This window comes from Zarconia sp. (assembly GCF_057467645.1).
This window is the reverse complement of sequence record NZ_JBRJXU010000111.1, coordinates 44429-69334: the sequence shown is the minus strand read 5'-3', so window position 1 is coordinate 69334 and position 24906 is coordinate 44429. Positions and strand designations below refer to the sequence as shown.

Sequence of the window (24906 nt, the reverse complement as noted above, 5' to 3'; positions counted from 1 at the left end):
GGTCGATGCATCTAATCCCCCCCATGACCATGCTCGATTTCTTTAAAAAAAGTGAAGGAATTTGGTTTTCCGAACGTACCGTTCATCACTTCGATGCGGTTGCCGATGAGTCGGGCGATTCTAACTTGATGATTCGCGTTTTAGAACCCCAGGATCCGAGAATTCAAGAAGTATGTGAGGTGCAAAAAGTCAAGGTTTCAGAAGTGTCGGGTGCGGCGAGTTTTTCCTGGTTGGCGAACCTCGACGATCTCGAACCCAACCCCAACTATGCCGCCATTTTAGTTGACGTTCCCGACCCGGATAATCCCTCCCGTGGTAAGTTTCTGCGCAATCGCGGTTACGTCGAAGGCATCCCAGTGGCGTGCCGCTACCAGTTCGCCCCTGACGGCGTTCTCACCATCGAAACAGAATACGAACGCAATCAAGGTCAAGAACGCTGCTGGTTCGTGACCGACGATTTTCGCGTCCGGGTGAGTACGGTGAGGATGATGAACGGGGTTAATTTGATGACCTACTGTTCCGAGCGCCGTTGCTTGACGACGGAAAACTTAGAAGAAATGGTGCAAAAGCATATCGATCGCCCCAAAGAAGAAATTGCTAAGTTTAGAATTTAGGGAAACTTAAAAAGAGCGAGAATTGCCGAATTGCTTCTCACCAAAACTCGAAAAAATTGCCCCGTGCTACAATCGAGAATATCTTTGTAATTCTGGAAAAATGTACGACGAAGATAAACGCAAGTTATTCTCTGCCCTCTGTCACGGATCGATATTCTTCAGTGCGGCAGTTTTAGCCATCGGCATTCCGATCGGGATTTTATTAATTTCCGACGATCCCGTTGTCAAAGATAATGCCAAAGAAGCCCTAAATTTCCATATTAATCTTTGGATTTACGGCGTAATTTTCGGAATTCTCTGTTTGGTTTTCATCGGGTTTATTCTTCTGGGCGTTCTCTTTCTCGTTAGTTGGATTTTACCGATTATCGCCATCGTTCGAGTCCTGGGAAATCCGGCTCTCACCTATCGCTATCCCTTTATTTTTCGTCTAATTTAGAAAAGATTGAAATAGAATGCCGATCGCCCGATTTAGGTTTTTTTCAGGTTGTTACGGAATGTTAGAGACCCACTTTCGAGGGCGATCGGGATCGTTCCTTCACCGATGGGTGATTTTGCTGTGCACTTGCGCGATCGTGCTGAGTGCTTGTAGCAGTTCCCCTGGAGTTTCCATCGACAGCGATCGCATTCGCATCGGCACCACGGCTGAAGTCAAAACCCTCGATCCGGCCGATGCCTACGAACTTTCGTCAATGATAACGATTTACAACTTGGGCGATCGCCTCTACCGCTACAAAACCGGCACCACCCAACTCGAACCCCAACTCGCCACCGCCTTACCTCAAATCAGCGCCGACGGCTTAACCTACACCATCCCCCTGCGCCAGGACGTGACCTTTCAAGATGGAACCCCCTTCGATGCCGAGGCGATGGCTTTTTCCCTGCAACGGTTCCTGGAAAATAAAGGTCGTCCCGCCTTTATCCTGTCGAGTCTGGTGGAGTCCGTCGCGGCCACTGGCAAGTACGAGTTAACCATCCAACTCCAGCAACGGTTTGCCCCCTTTACCGCCTTACTCACCTTTCCCGGACTGTGCGCCGTTTCCCCTCAGGTCTATCAAATTGGAGAAGGGGAATTTTTGCCCAAAACCTTCGTCGGGACGGGTCCCTATAAAATTACCGAATACGGCACGGATTTAATTCGCTTGGAAGCCTTTGACGGATATTGGGGAACTCCACCGGCAAACTCCGGCATCGATTTGCAGCGATTTTCCAGCAAAGCCAACCTGTACAATGCTTTTCGCACCCAAGCGGTGGATGTCGCTTACCAATCCTTGGATACCGACCAAATCCACAGCCTCGAAGAACTGGCATCGGAGGAAGGGTGGCTGGTGTTTCAAACCGAGAGTCCGGTGATTACCTACTTGGTGGTGAACGTGCGCCAACCCCCCCTCGATCGCCTTGAAGTGCGACAAGCCATTGCAGCGGCGATCGATCGCCAACTCCTCGACGAACGGGTCTTTTACGGAGAAGCCGAACCCCTCTACAGCCTGCTGCCTACCACCTTCGATACCTACAAACCGGCATTTCAAACCCGCTACGGTGACGGCAACATCGAAAAAGCCAAAGAACTGCTGCACCAAGCGGGATATTCCTCCGAGAATCCATTGGCGATCGAAATTTGGTATTCCTCCGACTCCGCCTCGGGACGGTTGGGGGTGACAGTACTCAAAGCAGCATTCGATCGAGACATGGACGGGATAATGACCGTCGAACCCCGCGCCGTGGAAGCCACAACGGCCTATGGATTTCTCGATCGCGGCGTGTATCCGATGTTTTGGCTGAGTTGGTACGCCGACTTTTTCGATGCGGATAACTACATCAAGCCATTCCTCGACTGCGAAGAGGGAACCCCCGAAACTGGGTGTACGACTGGAGAAAGCCAGTATCACGGTTCCTTTTATTACAACGATCGCGCCAATCAACTGATCGAACGGCAGCGTACCACCCGCAATCCCCAGGAACGAGCGGCAATTTTCGCCGAACTGCAAGACATGGTTGCGGAAGACGTGCCATTTATTCCCCTCTGGCAGGCTAAGGAGTATGCCTTTGCTCAATCGGATATCAGCGGCATCGAGTTGAGTGCGGCACAGCAAATTTTACCCTTTCGATCGATTTCGCGGGATAAAAGTCAAAATTAACGTCAGCTCGCAATAACAGTGTCTGGAGAGGATCGGGTGTGGGGTGTAGGGGGAATGAAATCTCATAGAACTGCCTCCGTTAAAAAATTTTCCCCAATGTGGAGACATCTCTTTCCACACATGAGGCGAATCCACCTCTGTGCCCTACCTCTGGACAATCCTTAACCCGAACGGGCGTAAAGTTAAAAACCGAACTCGATTGTATCCCGAACAAACGTTAAAAAAGAAGGTCGAGCGCTAATGACGACAACCTTCTCAATTTATTTGATGTTTGTTTGTTGACACTCTCCCACTTAAAAGATGGGGGATTCTTGGTTCACAGACCCGGACTTACTCGCAATCATCTGGCGATAACGAGCAGAGGTCTAGATCTTCCCAAGCGTTTTAGAGGTTTTTCCCTCAGTTCCCGAGTGCCCCTCGGTACTGTACGTATCGCGCGCGTTTTAGGTTGGACGCAGTGCATGTGTTCTAGCTATGTTTGAGGCGGGTTTTCGCTACCCCTCCACTGCCCTGAGACAAGGTAAGGTCAGGTTTGCGCCTCTTGTTTATCCCGCGCTCCACGCGGCTAGCAGCCATTCGGCTATACCCTGCTTGATGTTTGATGTATTTACACGATCTTGCAGTAACAGCTTATGAAAACGTTGGTTATGCCGATCTCGAATATTGACTAGCCAGAAGCTTCGTTTTCAAGCCGAATTCGATGGCTTCAAGAACTCTCGTCATGCCGGTCGTATTAATCATTTCCGGTGTCTTATTCGCCTTTTGAGCCACTTGCATGGCCTTTTCCGTCAGCGAGTGACTGGCGTAACCGGTGATAATTAGCAGCAGATCGGCCGTGTAAATATGATTTTCGATTTGTTGGGCGAGTTGCAAACCATCTTGAGCCGTACACCACTCAAGGTGTACCCCCGAGTCCCGCAAGCGATTTCTCACGGAACTGGCGAGGCGATCGTGACCCCCAAAGACGACCACTTTTCCCGAAAGACCCGTATAGGGATTGGGTCGCTTTTCCGAGGTCCGATGGCGCGTGCGGGGTTGCACTTCGGCGGCCCGTTCGACGCGAGCGCGATTTTCGAGGGCCTTGTTATAGATAAATGTCAGAGTTTGTTCGTGGGTTCCCCGCAACCGTGCGACAGGTCCTTCCTCGCTGAGAATGTTAATTTGATTAATTAACGTCTCTACGACTTCTTCTAGGGCGTTAATCGCTTTGAGATCGTGCAGGTAACCGCGAATCGAGATCGCCGCATCGGTGGCACTAAAAAAGTCTTGCTGTTCGGTAATCATTTCGAGCAAGTCCGTTTTGAGTGCCTGTCGCCATTGATTAGTTTGTTCTAAGAGTTGCTTGTCGAGTAAGCGCTCTTCGTGGGCGATCGTTTGCCGATCTACGGTCTGAGCTGCTAAGAAAGGAGCTTCCTCCAGTTGTCGGCGAATATCTGCGGCTTTTTCTTCTAATTTCTGGCGAGCAGAACTATCAGAAATTTCCCGTTCGTCGAACTGCTTTATCATTGCTTCGACTTGCTCTAGTAACGGTTCTAGGCGTTGTTTAATTTCGTTAAGAGCCGCTTGGATCTGTTCTTCTCGTCGCTGTTGTAGGCGTTGTTCTTCTAATTCGACTTTCGCCAATCCTAGCAAACTTTGAACGGAACTTTCTAGCTCGCTCAATTCGGAGATTTCCATATAAATTTCATTTGCGATGGTGGACTTTAGAGGTTTCTTCCACTAAGCGTAGAGGTAAGCACTGCTGCACCGAACGGGCATCAGTTGCCACCGCGCAATATGGAAGAAACGTTGATTGTATCTATCTATATAATACGCCTCGAACCTACCGTAACGAACAAGAGCGAGCTCGATGCTTCCTAGAGATGTTGTGGACTCTCCCTTGTCATCGATCGTTGCCAAAATCCTCAATCCCTGACAGTATTTTGGGTTGGTGGGTTCCTCAAGACCATTGATATCTTCACCGATCGCATGACCGCATCAAGATTTGTAAAATCAAGACTCCCTCTCCTAAAAAGTGAGGCATTATTATATCGATCGAGAGACTTGCACGCTCGAGGGTTTCTTCGTTCGAAGTCGCCCGCTCTTCTCCACAAGTCCTCTCTCTTCTAGTGAAAAAGTTTCGTCGGCTTTACAGTACTCAAGCCTCAATTCAAAGTGTCGTTCGTTGCGTTACGAGCACCCTCTAACTCACAACCGAAATCGTTAATATTGAGGGAAGCCAAAGAGGATTTATTGACTTCCATATCATAATTTGTGCATTCTTGACAACCTGGATTCGGAGCGATCGTCATCGTGATTCGATCGAACACTTTGCGCTAAGATTTGTCAGTATTCAGCAATAGGAGATCGACCCTCTGCTGAGTTTTTAGGTCAGCATTTAGCGAGCTGCCCATCATAATTGAAGAAAACAAGGAAAGTTTGGGAGTCAGTTAGCCCCGGTCAATAAACGCCGGGGTAGAATGACGACTCAGGAGGTTAAAACCTCCTGTATCCGCCAACCCAGATGAAAAACTCGCCGGAGCGGAAATTCAAACGTAAGCCCACAAGTCGGACGGCTCAAGGGGTCTAGGGACGCTTGAGCCGTCCGACACCGGGATTAATCCCGATCGGGTTAACCCAGAATCCCTGGGCTTTTAAGCCAGGGAGAGTTCAATGAGATACACTGCGATCGATATCCTCGTACCGATCGCAGCGTTCGCGATAAAAATCATGAAACTTGCCACTTTAGCTACAACGATTTTGCTGAGTGCAACCTTCTCAAGTGTTAGAGTTCTCGCAGAAAACATAGAACACACGCAACAGCTTCTATCGACCAAAAGCTGTCCTGGATGTGACTTGAGTGGGGCGGGATTGGTCTTTTCTCAGCTACCGGGTGCGAATCTTGCCGGGGCTAATCTCGTCCGAGCCAATCTCTCCCAAGCCGACTTAACCGGAGCCGATTTGAGCAATGCCAACTTGGTGGGGGCATCTCTATCCAATACCAATTTAGGCGGGGCGAACTTATCGGGAGCCAATTTGGTGGGTGCGGATTTGCGGGGGGCGTATTTGATGAATGCCAATCTCGAAGGCGCCGATTTGACTGATGCCAACTTAATGGGGGCGACGGGGATTCCGATTTATGCGGTAGAGGCGCAAGATTTGTTAGAGTGGGCCGATCTAGAGACCCAACGCGGAAACTATCAGGGGGCAATCTCTTATTACGATGAAGCGATCTCGCTCGATCCAGACTTTGCCCAAGCCTACTTGTCTCGGGGGGCAGCTCGCAATCGACTCGGCGATCGCAATGGTGCCCTTGCTGATGCCCAACGAGCATCGGAAATCTTTTTTATTGAAGGCAATCGCCAGGGATACGATGCGGCGAAGCTCTTCATTACCGCGATCGAGCTAGAAATTCAAGTGGCAGAGGAAGGAGCCAGAGGAGGGGGATTCTTGGATACTCTCGGGAATATCGGCGTTACGCTGTTACAGTTCGGTTTATTTTAGTCCGTCGGCTTTGATTCTAGTGCCGGTAGCCCGAGAGTGTTGGTGATGATGCGTCGGATGCCGATCTCGATGAGCCGATGCCAATCGCGACGCTCGTCAACCGTCCACACCACTTGCTCTACCCCCCGATCGCGACTCATTGCCACCAGAGTCGGATTCTCGAGCAGAACTCGATACTCGCAGATGGTTACGGAATTTCCATCCTCCGCTGCTCGGGATAATTGAGCTGGGTAGGTTTCGGTGTTTTTGATGCTGTAACCGAGTTGGACTTCTCGAGAACGTTGGCGGGTGCGCTCGAGAAAGGTCTCGCTAAAAGAGCAAATGACATATTGCGCCAATCCTCCGCGTCTTTCTAAGAGTTCGAGTAGTCGATCGATGTCTTCGGTTGTCCAAGTACAGTGGGGTTTGACATCGAGATAAATGAACTTGCTCGCACTTTGAATCACCTCTAAGACTTCGGTGAAAGTAGGGATTCGCGCGCCGGCAAATGCTGGGTCGAACCAAGTTCCCACATCAAATTGCGCCAACTCTTCTCGAGTTAAATTTTCGACGCGATCGGCAATTCCGGCGGTGCGCTCGAGGGTGATATCGTGGAAAACCATCGGCACCCCGTCGGCGCTCAGTTGCAAGTCGAGTTCGATCGAATCCGCACCCGCTTCTATGGCTCTCGCAAATGCCGGGAGAGTATTTTCAGGGGCAATGGCACTATATCCCCGATGGGCGATAATTTCTAGCTCCGATTTGTGAGTTTGAGAGTCCATAAGTTGTGGGATCCGTCAACCTTTTGATGTATGGAATACAAAACCATTCGCTCGTCGATTGTCGCCGGTTTGAGGAACGATCTCAAGTTCGGATCGTTCGTGACAATTAGGCGCGATTGCTGAGTTGGTTCTCCCCACGCGCTCGTTGCCTCCCAAAGCTCCCGAGAGTACGCGCAGCTCACCTCAACGGTCATTATAGGTATTGAACCGAACTTGATATGACCCATCCCCCCCTCCGAGCGTCATTGTGAGAGATTTGGCAACGCTTCTCATGCAAGTGTTATCCGACGAATGAGGTCAACGCTCAACTTCAACGTCATTTGAGCGAGCTTCGGGTTTCGATCGTTAAATATTCGATTTTTTGTATTTTTCTGCAATCTAGAATTCCGAATTCAGATCGCATTTTCAGTTAGATTAGACTGCAAATATAACGATATACGAACGCTCGATCTTATGTTACATTGTCAGGGAAAACTGGCGATCGTAATCTCCAATTCAGCCGAACTTTTACAAACTAAAATCCGCATGAAAAAATCCCGAACTTCCTCATTACTTTTAGTTTGCTTATCGGCGATCGGTTGTTTGAGTTTATCGAGAGCACCGATGGCCGCCGAACTATTAGAAAATTCCCTGACTCCCCCCACACCCGCCCAAGTTACCGCCTTAAATGAAGGGGAAATTGTCGTCAGTGGAGAGGATGGAAGCTATACGGCTCGGGTTGTCGTCCCAGCCTCTGTGGATGAAGCGTGGGAAGTGCTAACGGATTACGGCAATTTTACAACCTTTTTGCCCAACACAATTTCTTCGGAAATTCTTGAGACCCAAGGTAATCGTTATATTGTCGAACAGGTCAGCCAACAACGGATTTTGTTCCTTGACGTTCGATCGCGTATCCGAACGGAAAACATCCATACGGAAAAAGAGCGCATCGACTTTCATTATCTAGAGGGAGATTTCGATCGACTGCAAGGATACTGGACGATCGAAGCCATCCCGAGTCACGAGACGGACAACGAAACACTCGAGCCAGCGGAGTTGCTTTTAACTCAAGTCATCGAAGTGCAACCCTCCCGGGGGACTCCCGAAGAACTATTTAACGATCTGTTCCAAAATGCCCTCGAAAATAATTTAGCCGCCATTCGCCAGGAAGTCATTCGGCGACAAGTCCAAGATTGAGTAGAACCGAGTGCGATGTCATTCGTCCAACTCCGAAGGTTCCTCCTCGGGGGATTCGATCCAAACAACACGCAACTGAGCCGGATCGGTGAGGTTACTTTCTTCTTGCATAATTGTTTTGGTCTGTTGGGGATCGAAGTAAACCCCAAACTTATCCCGTAACCGTTCGACTCGGGTTTCGGTGCGTGCGAGTTCGGTTTCGAGTACTTGCAACCGCTCTCTCCCGGAAAAAAGATAGGGTAGCAATTGCGTTAATGCCGAAACGGCAACACCGCATAAGAGCACGTTAACGGCGAGCTTGACTGATGTTTCAACTGCTAGTTCGACGGGAGGATTGGTGAGGGTCGTGCGAGGAGATTTTCTCGGAGATCGTCGAGTAGCGCGTTTGCGAGGAGAAGGCTGTGCGGGGGGACGGACGGGAAATCTTGAATATTGGCTCGCGTTCATGACGAAAAATGTGAAGATGACGATAGGACTTAAAGCTTAGCCTCGATCTTAGAGATCGCGCTACATCGAACCTTTTCAGTCAATCTTTTGAATTGAATAATGTCAAGCGAGGGAAACAAGAAATTGGAGTAGATCGCCCACGGGAGCTTCGAGACTAGTGTCTCGAAGCTCCCGATCTATGGGAAGTGATGGGTTTTTACTTGTACAATTCGGTTGAGAGCCGGAATGCAAGAATTCCCGGAATCAGCGCGATAATCAGAGCAGCAAAAACCTGAGTATCTGATAAAGACATCGTTGGAAAACTCCTTAGCAAGTGAGAATTAATTATCCATACAATCTCCGCAAAATTACTACTTTTTGGGTCTGACTTCAATAGAAGACAATAAAATGCAACAAAAACCCCCCTCTGATACCGCTCTCATCAAGTGACTCATTTTGTCAAAAGAGGATCGAGATCGACACTGGCGGTTTTCCCCCGTCCCCCTCAACCCCCTGTAAGCGCTATTGTTATATAAGGCGTACTACCTCGCGCTCGAGATCGGGTCAGTGCCCATCGGTGCGATTAGACTGTCACCCACCCTACCTTCTCCAGACCTATTATCGTTAATGTTCGAGCGATTTATCGATATTTCCCCCAACTTTGGGATAGAAACCCTGTTCGTATTGCTGATTTTAGTGGCTCTAGAAGCGGTCTTATCCGCTGATAACGCCATTGCCCTCGCCTCGATCGCCCGGGGACTTTCTTCTGCGAAACTCCAACGTCGGGCCCTCAATTTCGGATTGGCGATCGCGTACGTACTCCGAATTAGCTTAATTCTCGTTGCCTCTTGGGCCGTGCGATACTGGCAGCTGGAATTAGTGGGAGCGCTATATTTGCTCTGGCTGGTTTTTCAATATTTCACATCCAATTTAGAAGAAGACAACGATCGCACTTCGAGATTTTCATCCCTATGGCAGGCGATTCCGTTGATTGCATTTACAGACTTGGCCTTTTCGTTAGATAGCGTCACCACTGCTGTTGCCGTATCCGATCGCATTGGATTGGTGTTAGCTGGGGGAACCATCGGCGTCATCGCGCTTCGGTTTCTGTCGGGTTTATTCGTACGTTGGATCGAAGAATTCGTACATCTCGAAGATGCCGGGTACATTACCGTTGGGTTGGTTGGGGTGCGACTGCTCCTGCGATCGCTTCACTCCCAGTTCGTTCCCTCTCAATGGATGCTCGTTTCGGCGATCGTCCTTTTATTTGCGTGGGGTTTTTCCGAACGTCGCCTCTTCTCTTCCTCCAATGATGATGGTGCGACCCTCGCTCATCAAGAAGTCCCCGTGAACCTTCACGCGGGGAGCGAGAACAAACGATAGCAACGAAAGAGTCGGTTGCGGTGGAGAGTCGTTTGCGAAGGTTCGAGAAAAGAGCGATCGCCATCGAACCTTCGCTATCCATCGAGAGACTCTATTGTTTTTCTTTAATCCAAGGGGTCAAACTTGGAGTCCAGCTTGCTAGCTCTTTATCTTCGAACCAGAGACTAATCTCTCGGGTAGCGGTTTCCACGGCATCGGAACCGTGGATGAGGTTGCGACCCACATCCGTGCCCAAATCGCCCCGAATCGTACCGGGAGCAGCACTGAGGGGGTTCGTTGCGCCGATGAGCGTTCTGGCTCCAGCCACCACGCCATCACCTTCCCAAACCATCGCTACGACGGGGCTAGAGGTAATGAATTCGACTAATCCTTTAAAAAAGGGTTTGTCTTTATGCACATCGTAGTGCTGCTCGGCGAGTTCCCGCGAGACGGCCATCAGCTTCATGCCCACGAGGGTGAAACCCTTAGTTTCAAAGCGACCGACGATCTCGCCCACGAGTCCCCGTTGCACGCCATCGGGCTTGATCATGATGAATGTTCTTTCCAAACCGATCTCCTAGAACAAAATTGAGTTACCAAGTTATCAGAGTAGCTTCTCGGGGTGTGACAAGCAACTTGGAGTCTAGGCAGGGTGTGCTTAGGGGGATTTGGGGGAAACGAAGGCAACGGGAGCTTTGGGAGAGTGTAACGGACAATGGACAATGGTTCAGTTGCGACGCTCTTCCTCCTTGTGTGCCGATCGTCACGTCCTCCCCCCTTTCCCCCGCCTGCACCCGTTTCCCCCCTGCACCCGTTTCCCCCTCCCCTCTCGGATGGCTTCGAGCAAGAACGCTAAACTAGACATAAGCAAACCAAAAGATTTTGAAAGTTGGCTGACGCTTTGGCAGGAGCCACTAATGCGAAAATAAAGTATTCCTTTATCAAAAGCGAGTCAACTCACCCGCGAACCCCTGAATCGTCGCGCGCACCTGCCGCAAACTGTCTTGTCAACCCCAGAAGGAAAAATAGAGTTATGGGATTATTCGATCGTATTGGCCGCGTCGTGAAAGCGAACCTCAACGACGTGGTAAGCAAGGCTGAAGACCCGGAAAAAATTCTGGAACAGTCTATCCTGGATATGCAAGAAGACTTAGTGCAACTGCGACAAGCCGTTGCCAAAGCGATTGCCACCAACAAACGCACCGAACAGCAGTACAACCAAGCCCAGTCTCAAGCAAACCAGTGGCAGCAACGGGCGCAACTCGCGCTTCAGAAAGGCGATGAAAACCTCGCTCGCGAAGCCTTAGTCAGAAAGAAAAGCCATGCCGAAACCGCCGCCACCGTAAAGGTGCAGGTTGATGCTCAACGGGGTCAGGTGGATACCCTCAAGAAAAACCTGATTCAGCTAGAGAGCAAGATTTCTGAAGCGAAAACTAAGAAAAATATGCTCAAGGCACGGTTGCAAGCAGCCAAAGCCAACGAAGAGCTGCAAAAGACCATGGGGTCTTTCAACCCCAGTAGCGCTACTGGGGCCTTCGATCGTATGGAAGAGAAAGTCCTCGAAATCGAAGCCCGTTCTCAAGCTGCGGGTGAACTGGCCGGGGCGGATTTGGAAAGCCAGTTCGCTCAACTCGAAGCTGGCAGCGATGTAGACGACGAGTTGATGGCGATGAAAGCACAACTCACGGGCGGTTCGGTTTCTCAACCCGCACTCGAAGCATCCAAGACTCCCACGAGCGAACCCATCGATGCAGAACTTGAAGAATTGCGATCGCAGCTGAAGGATCTTTAATTCAATCGGCTTGAATTCCAAGAGATAACATAGACCTTGGCGATGGGAGAACACCCATCGCTTTTTTGATATCCGAAGGAGGTTAGATTAAGTTCGGTGGAATACTGACAATAACCGTTGTGGTCAGAATCGGGAGCATCGGGAGTTCTCTTAAAGAAGAGATGGATCGGGTTTGGCTTAATTGTCACGAACGATCCGGACTTGACATCATAGCGCCTCGCGCTGGTTTCTAGCGATATTCAGAGTTCTGAGGACGCGCTTTGTGGGTGAGCATCGGAAACAAGGTCCGCTTCGGAGGACAACGGGCGCAGGATGCTGGTGACGCTAGACCTGTTCTAACCTAACTGAATGCAGCTAGATTTACACGAATCGAAGAAATAGGCTTTTTCCATTCTCAAATCCCCATTCCCCTTCCCTCTTTCCCTTCCCTCCCCATTCCTCATGACTAAAAATGCGTAACGAAAAGGGAGCGAACGGCTATATCTTGCCAAAAAAATACCTGAGACCGCACTCGAATGACGGTTTCAGGTATTATCGGTAGTAGCAAGCATTGACACAACAAAAATCGTGTCGTAGTATCAGGACTTTTGTCACTCAATTCGGGAATTCTCAAGCTAAAGGTGTAGCAATAGCAACGGAAAAGAGGTAATCATGCTGTTAAAGAAAGTCAGGCTTATAGGCAGCACTCATATTTTTTCCGATCGCTATGGCGACGTGCGTGAAATACCCTAGTTCATAAGATAAAGGATTGGTCGTTAAATGTCTTTCCGAAATCGGAAAGAGAGTTGCCAATTTTGGAAAGTTGCTTTTGAATTGGCTCGGACCAGCGCTCGATCGAACAGAAAAACGCTTCACAACTGCTGCTATTTCTAGGGCTTGAGTGGATGTGGCTCGATCGCTCGTGCCGATTCCTCGCAGCGGTGAAGATAAATATAGGCAACTGTATCTTTTGGGTTGTGACGATAGCAAGCGGCAAATAATTTTTGAGCTTGGGAGAACTGCTGTTGGTGGTAGAGAAAGACAGCTCGTTCAAATTCTGATTTGGTGTCCAATTTGCTCTGTTGCTGTTGGTGAGAATCCGCATCAAAGACTTCAAAAATCGATCGCCATGCAGACTGACTGTTAACGCGAACGCGATCGATATAGCGAATTTGGTACGCAAAGGGATTTTCTAAATTCGCTAAGGTTTCTTGAGAAATTAATAAGGAAACGCGATACTGTTTTGTTAGTTGTTCCAGACAATTAGCTAAAAAGACCGCTTCTCCAATGGTTGCACTATCGATGCGAGAGCGACCACCAACGGTTCCCAGAACTAAATGTCCGGTGTCGATGCCGATGCCAATGGAAATTGGTTGACGATCGACGTTTTTTCGAGTTTGGTTGTACTCTTTGAGAGTGCGGAGCATTTCCACACCAGATTGTACGGCACGATCGGCATGGCTACCAAACACGGCCATAATGCCATCTCCAAGATATTTATCGATGAAGCCTTGGTTGCGGAGAACAGCCGGTTCCATGCGCGATAAATAGGCATTGATAAATTTAAAATTATCTTCAGGAGACATTTTCTCGGATAACGCTGTAAAATTGCGAATATCCGAACACAGTACGGACATCTTTTGCTCGGTGCGATCGCCCACCTTAACATCGAGAATGCTTTCTTTTTGCAGGTATTGCAGAAACCGATTGGGAACGAATCGTTGGTAGGCACAATTGAGACGATCTAATGCTTGTTCGCGCTCGGATAAAATCTCGATTGTTTGCGATCGAACCGCCAGTTGTTTTTCGAGTTGTTGATTGATGGATTTGAGTCTAGCGTTCCGCTCGGATAGCTGTCGCTTTTTTCGGTAGCTATCGATCGCCTCTTGAATCGTTAATTTCAAATCGACAAAATGCCAAGGCTTGGAGAGATAGCGGTATAGATTCGCATGGTTTATGGCATGGGCGATCGCATCGAGTTCCGCTTGACCCGTCAACATAATTTTAATCGTCTGCGGCGAGATTTCGTGAATGCGTTGTAAGAGTTTATCTCCTCGCATTCTCGGCATCAAGCAATCGGAGATCGCTAAAGCAATTTCCCGTTTCTCCTCAATTAAATCTTCGACCACTTCTAAGGCTTCTTCTCCACCTTGGGCGATTTCAATAATATATTGTTCTTGAAAAGCTGATTCTAGCTCTCTTTTGAGACTATTTAAAATCATCAACTCGTCATCAACGCACAGAATTACGAGTTTGTGGCGATCGGAAATCGACTCTAGCTCGGACACAGAAGAAGCCGGACCTGCAGAATCTTCTTCCTCAATAACCGTCAAGGTTTCAATCCCATGTCTGGAGTTAGGATAGTATGTAAATGGAGTGCAACCATTTTCATAGGATATACCTCGAATCTTGTGGAACTGAAGATTGCGTCCTCTACATATTGATGTCATGACAATTTCCCAAGTTAAAGCAAGACAGATAAATAGTTCTACCGTATTTCCCGCTCGAAATCGGGTAGAATTCGATTTATTCTTTAAATGAATTCAACTCATCCCATCGATTGAATGGTGGCAACTCGAAACTCAGAGCGATCGCTCTTTTTATTCGTGGAGTTGAGCGCTTGTTGTGCGCCGATCCAATTTTCTAAAATTCGATGTCTGGTGAATCCCCGATTGAATTGGCGCCCGTTGTGACCTTTTCTGAAGCTGCCAATATTACCAGCGCGATAAAATGCACCCAAGATCGAACGCAAAAGATAAAAAAATAGAGAGTCGTCTGGTTTTTGTTTGCAGCTCCGTGGAGCTAGCCAGATTACTCTCATATTTGCTTAACCTCCGTAGCTCCATCATAGAGAACTCTTTTGAGATTGTCTTGCCAAATTTGGAAACAGATTTGCCAATTTCCGAACGTCATGCAGGTGTAGGAAGTATCTTGCTGGTGAAGAAAAAGAAAAGACTTGCGAGTCGCTCGGGGTGTGACGCAATCGGACTCGCTCCAATATCTCCAATACTGTAACCATCAGTAGACACAAACCCAAGAAAAAAGGACCCCAACACCAATTCATTTGAGTTGGGAATCCTAGATGGCTTGACCTGATGAGCTTAACGGGTCAAGATTAAAACCTGCCCGATCGCGAATTAGCTAAAGTCCGGTTGAACATCCCCAGGCAATGCCGGTTCTTGTGGCGTGACGGATGCTTGAGGATTGGCGTGGATTCCACGATAGACCAGGTTTGGGGGCAATTTCCGAGCAGATTGCCAGCAGACGTGCTGCTCGTAGGCAACCCCCATAAACTTAAGAATTTTTGAGGTTGGGACGGTGTGAATCGAAGTCGATTGCATTTGGTAAGAGATACCGCGATAGCGAAGTGTAGTCATGATTAGCACCTGTATGTATCAAGGGGGGGTCGGGCTTCTCAACACTCGATTTATCGATCGAGGTCAACTTGGTGTTGACGGTTTGTTTTGAATCCCTTGATTCTCAGAATATAAAAACTTCCCTTAAGTGTCTTTCCTCAGATGGAATATCCCTTGCCAATTTTGGAAGGTGGGTTTCCGGATTTGGAAAAGGGACAAAATTTCCCCATCTGAGGAACGATCGGTTAGGGATGTCGACGATCTAGAAACACCACCCTCGCGAGTGTTGGGAGTTGGGTCGCGCAAAAATTCTTGTGTTACACTTTTTTACAAAGGGATGTTTCTAAAAACTTGTTGGCATAAGCGCGAGCTGTCAAATCGTTGTTAACGGTTAAGAAACCAAAGGTTGCAGTCATTTTCAGTTGAGTGGCGCCCAAATCGGCGAATTGCTTGAGGTTGTTGCTCTTACTGCGATCTATCCGTTCAAAAATTACCGTACGTCCGAACGCACTACCAGTTACCGAACCATCGATTGGAGTCGCCGGTGCTGGGAATTTGACGCTCGTTGCGCACGATCGAACGCCCCAGACGGGCACTATCTTATCGAAAGCAATGGTGAGTCAATTCTCATCCCACTCGATTCAATCGAGTCAGGTGTGCGAACTCATACAAAAGTTTATTGTCTAGGTTTTATCTTATGCCCTCTCCCATCGCTCATTCCGTTGCTGGATATTTACTCGCAAAGAGTTTGCCCGCCTCTCGATTTTCAGACGATCGCATTCACCGATGGAGTTTGTACATTTTCTACGCCTCTTTTATTGCCGTCGTTGCCGATTTTGATTTTGCGGCTCAAATTCTCACCGGTGAAGAATATCATCGCGGCATGACCCACAGCATCCTCTTTGCTCTGGGATTCAGCGCGATCGCGGCGGCAGTCGTTCAGGTTTGGAAAAAGTTCTCTTATGCCAAAATCTTTACCCTGACGCTTATTTTCTACAGTTCTCACCTACTCTTAGACTTCTTCTCATACGGTCGCGGTATTAAACTCTTTTTACCGTTCGTCGATGGCTTTTTTCGCTCCCCCATCATTATTTTTCCCGGCTTGCACTACTCCCGAGGACTCATCCATATCAGTCACTTGCTGCCGATTGGTTTCGAGTTACTGATCTCGCTCTTGGGAATTGGATTGGTTTGGTGGTGGCAAAAAGGAAAAGCTCAGAAGAATATCGAGGTGTAATGACAGTCTTTCCCCAGACTCAATGCCAAGAATTCGCGATATTCTAGAATGTCGAGACTGCCCCGAGACATGAACGTTTGGCATAAAGTTTGGCAAGTTGATTTTTACCGTCGTCCTCTAAAAGATGAGACGAACCAGCCATTGTGGGAATTGGTGGTGTGCGATCGCGCTGAGGAATCGGTTCGGTTCGCTTGGTGTCCCCAGTCGAGTGCCAACTCCGATTGGCTGGTGCGACAATTGCCACAAATGGGCGATCGTCTTCCCGAGGCCTTAGAGTTCTTTCGTCCGGAGTGCGAGAGTCTCGTGGTTGCTGCCGGACAACGGTTGGGGATTCGCGCGACTGCCACTCGCCGGACTCCGTTATTAAAGCAAGTTTTGCAGCAACGGGTGCGGGAATATCCGCAGATGGAGCGATATTCCGGAGATGACTACCAACCCATTTCCGTCTACCGACCGGCCCCGGTTCCCGTTCCCGAAGACTTGCAAGGCGATCGCTGGCAGTTTGCATCCCTGAATGCCGGGGATATCGATGGGTTTGCTTCTCGCCCGATTCCCGTGCGATCGATGCCCGAATCACTTCGACCCTTCAATCTCGGGTTAGCCTCCACCCTACCCATTCCCGGTGTGGTCATTGAAGGAGGGCGCAAATCTAGGTCGTTGACGCGGTGGCTGCAAGAGATCGATCCCGTCTCGATTGAATATATCGCCGGCGACCCCGATGGGATCGTCCTTGAAGCGGGGTTGGTCGATCGGTGGGTACTCGAAACCTTTAAAGATGAAGAGGTTGCCGCCGCCGCGCGAACTTATCAACAGCGACTCCAACAAAGCCGAGGATTGCATTTTTTACTGGTTCGACCCGATGATTCGGGTATGACCTATAGTGGGTTTTGGCTGCTACAACCGGCTTGATAGATCGCCGCGCGATAGATCGCCGCATCACATCCATTTGCCTCAACCTCATGAACACCCCTTCTCACTTTTTGATGACGGCAACCCTGAGAAAAGTCTGTCCTCGCTTGCCGATCGCAAAAAGTGCGTTTCTCCTCGGTTCGATCGCCCCAGATATTCCCCTCTACATTCTCTCCATTGGGGGCATTCTCTACTACCACATCCTCCTCGATTGGAGTCTGGGGGATACGTTTCGCCTGATGTTCGACGAACTCTACTTTCACCATCCGTTGTGGATCGCGTCTCACAACCTCCTCCACTCTCCCGTCTTGCTGCTGCTGGCTTTAGGGTTGCTGTGGCGTTTCCGCAATCGAACAAACTCCCCCCGGCATTGGTGGTTTTGGTTTTTGAGTGCGTGTTTGTTCCATAGCGCGATCGATATCCTCACCCACGTCGATGATGGACCCCTACTATTGTTTCCCGTGGAGTGGACGACACGCTGGCAATCTCGAGTCAGTTATTGGGACCCTCGCTATTACGGTCGCGAGTTTGCTTTGTTTGAGAGCATTTTGGATATTATCTTGACCGTTTATCTCGTCGGTCCGTGGATTTCTGGGCGGCTGCGTCGTCGTTGGCAATCTCGTCGAGAGCGATCTTAATTCCGAAGTTCGTCTGAATTCGATCGATTGCGATGATTAACTTATAGCTAAGCGCGGCACTAGTCCTCAAAAAACCCTGGGTTCGATCCCATAGCCGGCATGATTCATGAGGTTTGACGAAAATTTCTCGAAGTCCTGCTTGACAAATAAGATGGAACTTTATCCGAAAAACAGTTTTTTTTGAGTGGAGTTCGCCAGTGGGAATTTAGCATTTTGCGAAAAATTCTAAATTCAGGATAGAGCTAAATGCTAAATTTTGGAAACTTTTGTCACGCCCCAATAGAGAACGTTCGAGCGTAATCATTGCTTACTCTTTGGCAAACAAGGTCGCTAAAGCCGATGCGTGAATGCCGATATATTTGACAACCAAAACGTACAAACAAAGATTCCACATTGCCATTGCTGTTGCTGTCGCGATCGCCGCTCCCAACCCACCAAACCGAGGAATTAAAACTGCATTTAAGACGAGATTAGTTAAGGCACTATAACCCAAAACTTTAGAAGCTTGATTTTGATGTCCCGTCATCCCCATTAAATAGCCAACGGAACCCGATAGAGCATTCACACATTGCCCCCCCACCAGAACGATAACTTGCCAGCGCGCCGCCACAAATTCCGCCCCGAAGAAGCCTAAAATCCAGTGGGCATTGAGGATCGCAAAACCCGAGGCCAGAATCGTAGGCACGAGCATCCATCCTGCCGTTTTCGAGACCAGTTTTTGTAAAGCGCGGCGATCGCCTTGGGCGTATAATTCAGAAAACATTGGGGCCACTACGGTATTCACCGCTTGCAACACAAAGGTTACCCAAACTGCCGTTTTTGCCGCAACTCCATAGAATCCCACCGCTGCTGGATTTTCCCAGGCGCCCAGCATTAAAATATCCGTAGAATTCAAAATTAACAAAAAGCCTTGGCTCAACAACATCGGCAGAGCAATTGTAAACCAGGCTTTCAAGTTATAGATAGGTTTAGCTTTTTCAATTTCCGGGCGAAATATTTGAGTGAGTTGCCAATACTGAAAAGCGGCGATCGCCACCAAAATACCAATCGACCCCCCTAAAATGGTCAAACTACTGAGTCGAACCTCATGTTGACGGACGAAAAAGGCAAAAGAAACGAGCAAAATCGGAAAAAAAACCTTGATAGGTGCCCGTGCCAATGCGATCCGCTGTACGCTTCGAGCTATTTCCGATTGTAAGTCGATCGCACTTAAAAAAGGAACCAGCCACACACCGACAAGTAACGGTTGATAATAAGTCCAATTTCGTGCCCCTTCAAATGTTAAAAGGAATAGCGAACCAATGGCAGCCATCGACAATCCCGCGCTAAAAACAATCGGTAAACTACCGCGCAACAAACCTCGCAACTGAGATTTATCTTCCTTGACGCGATATTCGGGAATCAATCGCAAAACGGCACCGGGCAATCCGAGTTCTGTCAGAATCGCTAATAGAAACGTACAAGCCAGAACGTACTCGTAAAGGCCATATTCCGTCGTTCCCATCCAGCGTGCTAGAAAAATGCGGGAAATATAGGTCGAAGCCACACCGAGAATCTGTAAGAGAAACGCAACAATTGCACCTCTAGCAAGCGTGGAGATCATGGCAGACTACACAGGGAAAGCAACTTGAAGCAACTTGACATTATTCGTTTTGCGCGTCCGGTTTCGAGCGCTGGCGCGGGTTCAATATTCTTTCGAGCGATGGCATGGAACACGTACACCTCGATAGTCTCATTGTTGCATTGACGCTGCTGCTATTTGTTAGCTTAACGGTTCCGCCCATTTTCGAGCGCTTCCGGTTACCGGGATTGGTGGGATTGCTTTTGGCGGGAGTGGCGGCCCGATGGTTTGGGATTGCTCGAAGCCGAAACAGACACGATGGAGCTGTTTTCGGATCTTGGCAAAATGTCTTTGATGTTTACCATCGGTTTAGAACTCGACTTAGAGCCGTTTCGCCGCACCCGCAATAAGTCGATCGGGTTTGGAGCGATGACGGCTTTGGTTCCCCTGCTCGTAGGTACTACGATCGCCTTGGGATTTGGCTTGAATCCCCCGTCGATGCCAACTTGAAAATGATTCTCCACGATGATGTCGCCCAGGTTCTTCTCAGAGTCGGAACGACTTTCGATATGGTGATTTTACGTTCCATACGCCGTCGGAGCTCTGGGGGACTAACTGTCAGCGGCGTCACCACCCAAGCCATTGAAAGGCTCACCTGTTCGATCTTCTTGTTCGGGGAACCCTATTCTTAAGCCGAGTTCAGCTGGCGTTGAGGCAGAATTTCGATTGAATCTCGCATCATTTGGGATTTTATAACCCATCGCAAACTATATAAATTTTTCAAAAAGAAATTATCTAATTTTTAAATTTTTTGTTTTGAATTGGGCGATCGCTCGAGGGTTAAACAAAGTCAAATCTCGAGCGATTATTTTAAAATTATATTTATATTTAATCTCGCAAAAGCACTCAAGCCAAAGCCCCATCTAAGATCGTAAACATGTTTAAATTCTGACAATCTGTCATTTTTTAAGTGTTTACAAGCAACTTTTTTGTTATCACAAATAATAATATCGCGGAAATTACGGAAGAAAATTAATTGACGGTCAAATAAAATATAAACATAGGCCCTCGAGTGCATCTGGACCAATTTTTATGGTTTGTTCGACTTCTCAACTCAATTCTATCTCTACAAAGTTGTTGTCGCTGAGTCGAGAACAAGCTACAGGAAAATTAGTTGTATCCCATCGAAAAGACAGATGGCAACTCTATCTTTTTTGCGGTCAGCTGCTCTACATTACAGGAGATCGACACCGAGTCCGACGCTGGACGCGAGCCCTCGGGCAACATTGCCCTAGTTTTGATTACGATGCAAAAGAAGTGGCCGGGGTCAATCTTTGGGAATACCAACTGTTATATAAAGGAATTGCTCGCGGTCAAACCAGTCCCTTGCAAGCCAAATCGACCCTAATGACGATTATCGGGGAGTTACTCTTTACCATTTTCAGTGCTGGGGAGGTCAAACTGACCTGGCTGCCGACCCGTCGCCAACCGGATACCCACAACCCCTCGTCGAATTTATCGCTTTCTACCCCAGAAATCGAACAAGTCTGCACTCAGTCGCTGCAACTGTACCAACAGTGGCAAGATATGGGTCTGAACTATCTATGTCCCGATCGCGCCCCGGTTTGGAAGAAAACCCCCGCATGGCGCAAACGACTCTCCCAAGATTCGACTGCCAGTTTGAGTCGGCTCTTTAACGGTCAAAATACGTTTTGGGACATTGCCCTCAAAAAGAAGAGATCGGTCTTAGATGTCACCCGTACCCTCCATCATTTCATTCAGCAAGGTGAAATCGGGCTGCGGGTGGTGATGGACTTATCTTCACCCTTCGAGCAACTGAACCTGGTTAACGCTGCTGTTGCCCCAACTCAGCCCTTAATTGCCTGTATCGACGATAGCCAGATGGTGACCCAGCACCTGCGGCAAATCTTGCTCCCGGCCGGATATCGAGTGCTCACCATCCAAGACCCTTTAGAGGGAATGGCTTTGTTGGTGAAGCAAAAGCCGGAACTGATTTTTTTGGATTTGGTGATGCCCCAGTTAAACGGTACGGATTTCTGCGGATTTCTACGGAAAACAACGGTGTTTAAAGAGACGCCGATCGTGATTTTAACCAGTAGCGATGGCGTGGTCGATCGAGTTCGGGCCACCATCAACGGGGCTTCTGACTTTTTAAGCAAACCCCCCCAACCAGAAAAGGTATTGCAGACCATTCGCAAATACCTCGAGGAAGAGAAACCCTCAGAAGTGGTCGTTCCCCCCACTCCCATGACGCGATCGATGGCCACCTCTTAATAACACCATGTGTAACTTAATTATCCAAAACCCGATCGCACGGGGTAAAAGGGGAAGGGGGAAGGGGAAAGGGGGATATGGTCGGCTAGCTCACCATATGGCTTGGCTTAAAGTTGCACACCGCGTTAATGCTACAAAAATATGGCTATATCGTCCCAACACAGATATAGCAGTTCGCGCTGGTGTAATTACAGATTTTCAGTTATGGGGAACGGGGAATGGAAAAAACCTATGCGCGCGATCGTGTAAATAAACCACAAGAAGCGCTATACCATTAAAAAACCCCACGTTGCCATTGAGTGCGTGGGGTTTCGAGTCAGTTGATATTTTGGGTTGACTTCAAGCCATCGGTTCAAGCCATCACGGAAGCGTGGGGACGAGCAAAAATCATCCGACCGGCAGAGGTTTGCAGGGCACTGGTGACCACCACCAGAATTTCATCGCCAACGCGATCGGACCCTTCCTCAACCACCACCATCGTACCGTCATTGAGGTAACCGATCCCTTGCGTGGGTTCTTTTCCAGTTTTGAGAATCTTCAGTTCGAGCATATCGCCGGGTAGATAAGAGAGGCGAACGGCTTGGGCGAGATCGTTGACATTGAGCACTTCCACCTTCTGTAAGGTCGCCACCTTACTTAAATTAAAATCATTGGTGAGCAGGGTGCCATCAATTTCCACAGCTAAGCGCACCAACTTTGCATCCACCGTCATCGGTTCTTCGTAGTTTGCCGGATGGATGACGATGCGCGTCGGATAATTCGCTTTCATCCGATTAAGGATATCGAGTCCCCGCCGACCCCGAACTCGCTTTTGGTCGTTGGACGCATCGGCAATTTGTTGCAACTCCAACAAGACGAACTGAGGAATGAGAATTTGCCCTTCGATAAACCCGGTATCGAGTAGATTTTCGATTCGTCCGTCGATGATGCAACTGGTATCGACGATCTTGGTGGTTGCCGGTCTGAGGGTTCCTTCGGCAATCATCAAGGTTTCGGCACTGTTGGGACTAATTAACCGCAGAAAAGCCCGACCGTGGGTATCGGCCAGAGAAACCCCCAAAAAGGCAAACATGACACTGCCCAACACGGCAATTAAGGGCTTGATGAAGGTAACATTATGGGGGATCGGAATTAAAAACACCGGGGCGAGCATCAAGTTTGCCACCAGCAGACCGAGAACCAAACCCACGGCACGGGTGAGCAACACTTCCAGGGGCATTTCGCGGATTTGTGTTTCCAGACGGCGATAGCCCGTTTGGACGCTTAAGCCGATCGCACCGCTAATTAACGCCATAAAGCTAGCGGTAACGATCCGCAAGCCTTCGAGATTGGTGACCTGTTCGATCGCGTTGCTGGGTAGGAGTTCAGTACTGTAGTAGCCGATCCCCGCTCCTGCTAGGATGAATGAAAGAATAATAAGAGCATCGAGCATTGTTCCTGGCCGGTTGAGTTGAATCAGTCGCTTCGGGACTCCGAGAAGAAAATACTCCCAAGCCTTAAACGGACTTGGATACATTATACTTTGGCGCTCGAGGGAAGGGGAGGTGGTTTTTAGGGGTGAAACCGAACCTCGAAGTCAACGGGTGATGGTGCGGGAGATCGAACGCTCTTGAATCCGATCGCATACCCAAACTCGATGGCCAACTCGATCTGCTGAAAATCGTGGTAGGGAGGGTCGATTGCGTCTGGAGTGAGGAGAATTTGACGGACTCGAAGGGGAGAATCGATGTAAATTTCAGGAACATTAAACGGATATTAATTATTAGACATCTCGAGAAAATCAAAAATCCAATCAATATCTATGCCGAAGTCATGAATTTCTTCCCCCTTTCCCCCTTTCCCCTTAACCTTTTTCCTCCAGAGGTCTATTAGGTTGACGTGTCAAATTATCCCGTTTCGATCGTTGAAAATTCTTTACCCGATCGCCCCCAATCCGATGATGGCTCGATCGAGGATGAAGTTCCCCGTGCGGCTTACCTACACGTTCCCTTTTGCCGCCGTCGCTGCTTTTACTGCGATTTTCCCGTTTCTGTCGTAGGCGATCGCCGCCATGGAGGCAATTCCAATACGATGGAAGCTTACGTCGAAGCCTTGTGTCGGGAAATCCAGCTGGTTGGGTCGAACATCATGCCCCTGAATACGGTGTTTTTCGGTGGCGGAACCCCTTCGTTACTGACAGCAGACCAACTCGAGCGCATTTTAACAACCGTCGATGACCGGTTCGGCATCGCCACCGGGGCAGAAATATCGATCGAGATGGACCCCGGAACCTTCGATTTGGCGAAACTTCAGGGATATCGCGCCGCTGGGGTTAATCGGATTAGTTTGGGGGTGCAGGCGTTTGCAGACGAGTTGTTGCAAAAATGCGGGAGATCGCATTCAGTGGAGGATATTTACGCGGCAGTCGAGTTGCTGCACCAAAGCCAAACCGATAACTTCAGTTTCGATCTGATTTCCGGTCTGCCCCATCAAACCCTGGAAGTATGGCAAGCCTCTCTAGACGCCGCCATCGCCCTCGCCCCAAAACACCTTTCCGTTTACGATCTGATCGTGGAACCGGGAACGGTGTTCGATCGCTACTACCAAGCGGGCAGCACTCCCCTACCCGCCGATGAGACGGCCGCCGAAATGTACCGCCTCGCCCAACAAACCCTCACCAACGCCGGCTACGAACATTACGAAGTCAGCAACTACGCCCAACCGGGATACCCCTGCCGCCACAACCGTACCTATTGGCATAATCTTCCCTATTACGGACTGGGGATGGGGGCGACGAGTTACGTCAACCGGCAGCGGTTGACCCGTCCTCGGAAACTGCAAGAATACTACGATTGGTTGGCTGCGTCGGAGGCGGTTGGGTCTCCTGTTGGCGGGGAAATCGCCTCAGCGGCCGATCGCCTTTTGGAAACTCTGATGCTGGGATTTCGCTTGGCTGAGGGGGTGAATTTGACGGAGATCGATCGGGTTTGGGGGAGGGAAGCAGCCGATCGAATTTGGCGGTGTTTGTTGACCTATCGCCATTGCGGGTGGGTGGAAGCGATTTCTGCGGATGGCAACCTCCTGGATGGGGATGCGACGGTCTCGGTGGTGCATCGGTTGCGCCTCAACGATCCCGAAGGTTTTTTGTTCTCGAATACAATTTTGGCAGCTTTGTTTGAAAGGTTGGGATAGAGGGTGTACGG

Annotated in this window: 24 protein-coding genes; 14 read left to right on the top strand and 10 right to left on the bottom strand. The window is 49.0% G+C overall.

Annotated features, from left to right (window positions below; translation table 11 throughout):
• Positions 1-29: 29 nt before the first annotated feature.
• The 3 genes from AC2215_RS17640 to AC2215_RS17630 all read left to right on the top strand — a co-directional run bounded on the left by AC2215_RS17640 (position 30) and on the right by AC2215_RS17630 (position 2749).
• Positions 30-614, top strand: coding sequence for a phycobiliprotein lyase (locus tag AC2215_RS17640; RefSeq protein WP_486811306.1), 585 nt, complete (start codon positions 30-32; stop codon positions 612-614).
• 100 nt (positions 615-714) lie between these two features.
• Positions 715-1050 carry a DUF4870 domain-containing protein gene (locus AC2215_RS17635; RefSeq protein WP_486811305.1) on the top strand — a complete coding sequence of 112 codons (336 nt, stop codon included), beginning with the start codon at positions 715-717 and terminating at the stop codon, positions 1048-1050.
• Between the two features lie 58 nt (positions 1051-1108).
• On the top strand, positions 1109-2749 hold the full coding sequence (locus AC2215_RS17630; protein ID WP_486811304.1) for an ABC transporter substrate-binding protein: 1641 nt from the start codon (positions 1109-1111) through the stop codon (positions 2747-2749).
• Positions 2750-3394: 645 nt separating this feature from the next.
• On the opposite strand, the gene AC2215_RS17625 is transcribed toward AC2215_RS17630, so the two are convergent.
• Positions 3395-4426 carry a DUF2325 domain-containing protein gene (locus AC2215_RS17625; RefSeq protein WP_486811303.1) on the bottom strand — a complete coding sequence of 344 codons (1032 nt, stop codon included), beginning with the start codon at positions 4424-4426 and terminating at the stop codon, positions 3395-3397.
• Between the two features lie 1032 nt (positions 4427-5458).
• On the opposite strand from AC2215_RS17625, the gene AC2215_RS17620 reads away from it, so the two are divergent.
• Positions 5459-6232, top strand: coding sequence for a pentapeptide repeat-containing protein (locus AC2215_RS17620; RefSeq protein WP_486811302.1), 774 nt, complete (start codon positions 5459-5461; stop codon positions 6230-6232).
• Here AC2215_RS17620 and AC2215_RS17615 read toward each other — a convergent pair.
• On the bottom strand, positions 6229-6993 hold the full coding sequence (locus AC2215_RS17615) for a glycerophosphodiester phosphodiesterase (RefSeq protein WP_486811301.1): 765 nt from the start codon (positions 6991-6993) through the stop codon (positions 6229-6231). The genes AC2215_RS17620 and AC2215_RS17615 overlap by 4 nt on opposite strands.
• Positions 6994-7518: 525 nt before the next feature.
• Here AC2215_RS17615 and AC2215_RS17610 point away from each other — a divergent pair.
• Positions 7519-8169, top strand: a complete 651-nt coding sequence (locus AC2215_RS17610; RefSeq protein ID WP_486811300.1) for an SRPBCC family protein — start codon at positions 7519-7521, stop codon at positions 8167-8169.
• An 18-nt stretch (positions 8170-8187) separates the two neighbouring features.
• Here the strand turns inward: AC2215_RS17610 and AC2215_RS17605 are convergent, their stop codons facing one another.
• Together AC2215_RS17605 and psaM are read right to left on the bottom strand one after the other, a co-directional pair.
• Positions 8188-8616, bottom strand: a complete 429-nt coding sequence (locus AC2215_RS17605) for a slr1601 family putative cell division protein (RefSeq protein WP_486811299.1) — start codon at positions 8614-8616, stop codon at positions 8188-8190.
• A 196-nt stretch (positions 8617-8812) separates the two neighbouring features.
• Positions 8813-8908, bottom strand: a complete 96-nt coding sequence (gene psaM, locus AC2215_RS17600; protein WP_264320674.1) for a photosystem I reaction center subunit XII — start codon at positions 8906-8908, stop codon at positions 8813-8815.
• Positions 8909-9222: 314 nt separating this feature from the next.
• Here psaM and AC2215_RS17595 point away from each other — a divergent pair, with 314 nt between their 5' ends.
• Positions 9223-9978 carry a TerC family protein gene (locus tag AC2215_RS17595; RefSeq protein ID WP_486811312.1) on the top strand — a complete coding sequence of 252 codons (756 nt, stop codon included), beginning with the start codon at positions 9223-9225 and terminating at the stop codon, positions 9976-9978.
• 91 nt (positions 9979-10069) lie between these two features.
• Here the strand turns inward: AC2215_RS17595 and ndk are convergent, their stop codons facing one another.
• Positions 10070-10525 carry a nucleoside-diphosphate kinase gene (gene ndk, locus AC2215_RS17590; RefSeq protein WP_486811298.1) on the bottom strand — a complete coding sequence of 152 codons (456 nt, stop codon included), beginning with the start codon at positions 10523-10525 and terminating at the stop codon, positions 10070-10072.
• Positions 10526-10990: 465 nt separating this feature from the next.
• Between ndk and AC2215_RS17585 the strand changes: the two genes are divergently transcribed.
• Positions 10991-11749, top strand: coding sequence for a PspA/IM30 family protein (locus AC2215_RS17585; protein ID WP_486811297.1), 759 nt, complete (start codon positions 10991-10993; stop codon positions 11747-11749).
• Positions 11750-12618: 869 nt separating this feature from the next.
• On the opposite strand, the gene AC2215_RS17580 is transcribed toward AC2215_RS17585, so the two are convergent.
• The 3 genes from AC2215_RS17580 to AC2215_RS17570 form a co-directional block, all read right to left on the bottom strand.
• A complete protein-coding gene (locus AC2215_RS17580; RefSeq protein ID WP_486811296.1) occupies positions 12619-14178 on the bottom strand; it encodes a response regulator in 1560 nt (519 codons plus the stop codon).
• A gap of 687 nt (positions 14179-14865) precedes the next feature.
• Positions 14866-15105: a DUF4278 domain-containing protein gene (locus tag AC2215_RS17575; RefSeq protein WP_486811295.1), complete on the bottom strand. Its 240-nt coding sequence runs from the start codon at positions 15103-15105 to the stop codon at positions 14866-14868.
• 296 nt (positions 15106-15401) lie between these two features.
• The gene (locus AC2215_RS17570; protein ID WP_486811294.1) at positions 15402-15680 is read right to left on the bottom strand and encodes a hypothetical protein; all 279 of its coding nucleotides are present in this window, start codon (positions 15678-15680) and stop codon (positions 15402-15404) included.
• 101 nt (positions 15681-15781) lie between these two features.
• Between AC2215_RS17570 and AC2215_RS17565 the strand changes: the two genes are divergently transcribed.
• From AC2215_RS17565 to AC2215_RS17555, 3 genes are all read left to right on the top strand, one after another.
• Complete coding sequence (locus tag AC2215_RS17565; RefSeq protein ID WP_486811293.1) at positions 15782-16321, top strand: metal-dependent hydrolase; 540 nt, start codon at positions 15782-15784, stop codon at positions 16319-16321.
• Positions 16322-16390: 69 nt separating this feature from the next.
• Positions 16391-17230, top strand: coding sequence for a Tab2 family RNA-binding protein (locus AC2215_RS17560; RefSeq protein WP_486811292.1), 840 nt, complete (start codon positions 16391-16393; stop codon positions 17228-17230).
• A 50-nt stretch (positions 17231-17280) separates the two neighbouring features.
• Entirely contained in the window at positions 17281-17868 is a 588-nt protein-coding gene (locus AC2215_RS17555) for a metal-dependent hydrolase (protein ID WP_486811291.1), read from the top strand.
• A gap of 307 nt (positions 17869-18175) precedes the next feature.
• Here AC2215_RS17555 and AC2215_RS17550 read toward each other — a convergent pair whose 3' ends face one another.
• Entirely contained in the window at positions 18176-19471 is a 1296-nt protein-coding gene (locus AC2215_RS17550; protein WP_486811290.1) for a flippase, read from the bottom strand.
• Positions 19472-19747: 276 nt separating this feature from the next.
• Between AC2215_RS17550 and AC2215_RS17545 the strand changes: the two genes are divergently transcribed.
• The 3 genes from AC2215_RS17545 (at position 19748) to AC2215_RS17535 (ending at position 21724) form a co-directional block, all read left to right on the top strand.
• Positions 19748-19939 carry a cation:proton antiporter domain-containing protein gene (locus tag AC2215_RS17545; RefSeq protein WP_486811289.1) on the top strand — a complete coding sequence of 64 codons (192 nt, stop codon included), beginning with the start codon at positions 19748-19750 and terminating at the stop codon, positions 19937-19939.
• Positions 19940-19941: 2 nt separating this feature from the next.
• The gene (locus AC2215_RS17540; protein WP_486811288.1) at positions 19942-20121 is read left to right on the top strand and encodes an adenine nucleotide alpha hydrolase family protein; all 180 of its coding nucleotides are present in this window, start codon (positions 19942-19944) and stop codon (positions 20119-20121) included.
• Positions 20122-20746: 625 nt separating this feature from the next.
• Positions 20747-21724, top strand: coding sequence for a response regulator (locus AC2215_RS17535; protein WP_486811287.1), 978 nt, complete (start codon positions 20747-20749; stop codon positions 21722-21724).
• Positions 21725-22076: 352 nt separating this feature from the next.
• On the opposite strand, the gene AC2215_RS17530 is transcribed toward AC2215_RS17535, so the two are convergent.
• Positions 22077-23156, bottom strand: a complete 1080-nt coding sequence (locus tag AC2215_RS17530) for a PIN/TRAM domain-containing protein (protein WP_486811286.1) — start codon at positions 23154-23156, stop codon at positions 22077-22079.
• A 446-nt stretch (positions 23157-23602) separates the two neighbouring features.
• On the opposite strand from AC2215_RS17530, the gene hemW reads away from it, so the two are divergent.
• Positions 23603-24895, top strand: coding sequence for a radical SAM family heme chaperone HemW (hemW, locus tag AC2215_RS17525; protein ID WP_486811285.1), 1293 nt, complete (start codon positions 23603-23605; stop codon positions 24893-24895).
• The last annotated feature ends 11 nt before the right edge of the window (positions 24896-24906 follow it).

What these genes read in the sequence shown, in the direction of transcription:
- psaM (WP_264320674.1), bottom strand. Translation starts at nt 8,908, where the DNA reads ATGTCTTTATCAGATACTCAGGTTTTTGCTGCTCTGATTATCGCGCTG.
- AC2215_RS17565 (WP_486811293.1), top strand. Translation starts at nt 15,782, where the DNA reads ATGCCCTCTCCCATCGCTCATTCCGTTGCTGGATATTTACTCGCAAAG.
- AC2215_RS17560 (WP_486811292.1), top strand. Translation starts at nt 16,391, where the DNA reads ATGAACGTTTGGCATAAAGTTTGGCAAGTTGATTTTTACCGTCGTCCT.
- AC2215_RS17625 (WP_486811303.1), bottom strand. Translation starts at nt 4,426, where the DNA reads ATGGAAATCTCCGAATTGAGCGAGCTAGAAAGTTCCGTTCAAAGTTTG.
- AC2215_RS17595 (WP_486811312.1), top strand. Translation starts at nt 9,223, where the DNA reads ATGTTCGAGCGATTTATCGATATTTCCCCCAACTTTGGGATAGAAACC.
- AC2215_RS17640 (WP_486811306.1), top strand. Translation starts at nt 30, where the DNA reads ATGCTCGATTTCTTTAAAAAAAGTGAAGGAATTTGGTTTTCCGAACGT.
- AC2215_RS17550 (WP_486811290.1), bottom strand. Translation starts at nt 19,471, where the DNA reads ATGATCTCCACGCTTGCTAGAGGTGCAATTGTTGCGTTTCTCTTACAG.
- AC2215_RS17540 (WP_486811288.1), top strand. Translation starts at nt 19,942, where the DNA reads ATGATTCTCCACGATGATGTCGCCCAGGTTCTTCTCAGAGTCGGAACG.
- AC2215_RS17610 (WP_486811300.1), top strand. Translation starts at nt 7,519, where the DNA reads ATGAAAAAATCCCGAACTTCCTCATTACTTTTAGTTTGCTTATCGGCG.
- AC2215_RS17555 (WP_486811291.1), top strand. Translation starts at nt 17,281, where the DNA reads ATGAACACCCCTTCTCACTTTTTGATGACGGCAACCCTGAGAAAAGTC.
- AC2215_RS17580 (WP_486811296.1), bottom strand. Translation starts at nt 14,178, where the DNA reads ATGACATCAATATGTAGAGGACGCAATCTTCAGTTCCACAAGATTCGA.
- AC2215_RS17545 (WP_486811289.1), top strand. Translation starts at nt 19,748, where the DNA reads ATGGAGCTGTTTTCGGATCTTGGCAAAATGTCTTTGATGTTTACCATC.
- AC2215_RS17620 (WP_486811302.1), top strand. Translation starts at nt 5,459, where the DNA reads ATGAAACTTGCCACTTTAGCTACAACGATTTTGCTGAGTGCAACCTTC.
- AC2215_RS17575 (WP_486811295.1), bottom strand. Translation starts at nt 15,105, where the DNA reads ATGACTACACTTCGCTATCGCGGTATCTCTTACCAAATGCAATCGACT.
- AC2215_RS17530 (WP_486811286.1), bottom strand. Translation starts at nt 23,156, where the DNA reads ATGCTCGATGCTCTTATTATTCTTTCATTCATCCTAGCAGGAGCGGGG.
- AC2215_RS17615 (WP_486811301.1), bottom strand. Translation starts at nt 6,993, where the DNA reads ATGGACTCTCAAACTCACAAATCGGAGCTAGAAATTATCGCCCATCGG.
- AC2215_RS17630 (WP_486811304.1), top strand. Translation starts at nt 1,109, where the DNA reads ATGTTAGAGACCCACTTTCGAGGGCGATCGGGATCGTTCCTTCACCGA.
- AC2215_RS17635 (WP_486811305.1), top strand. Translation starts at nt 715, where the DNA reads ATGTACGACGAAGATAAACGCAAGTTATTCTCTGCCCTCTGTCACGGA.
- AC2215_RS17605 (WP_486811299.1), bottom strand. Translation starts at nt 8,616, where the DNA reads ATGAACGCGAGCCAATATTCAAGATTTCCCGTCCGTCCCCCCGCACAG.
- AC2215_RS17585 (WP_486811297.1), top strand. Translation starts at nt 10,991, where the DNA reads ATGGGATTATTCGATCGTATTGGCCGCGTCGTGAAAGCGAACCTCAAC.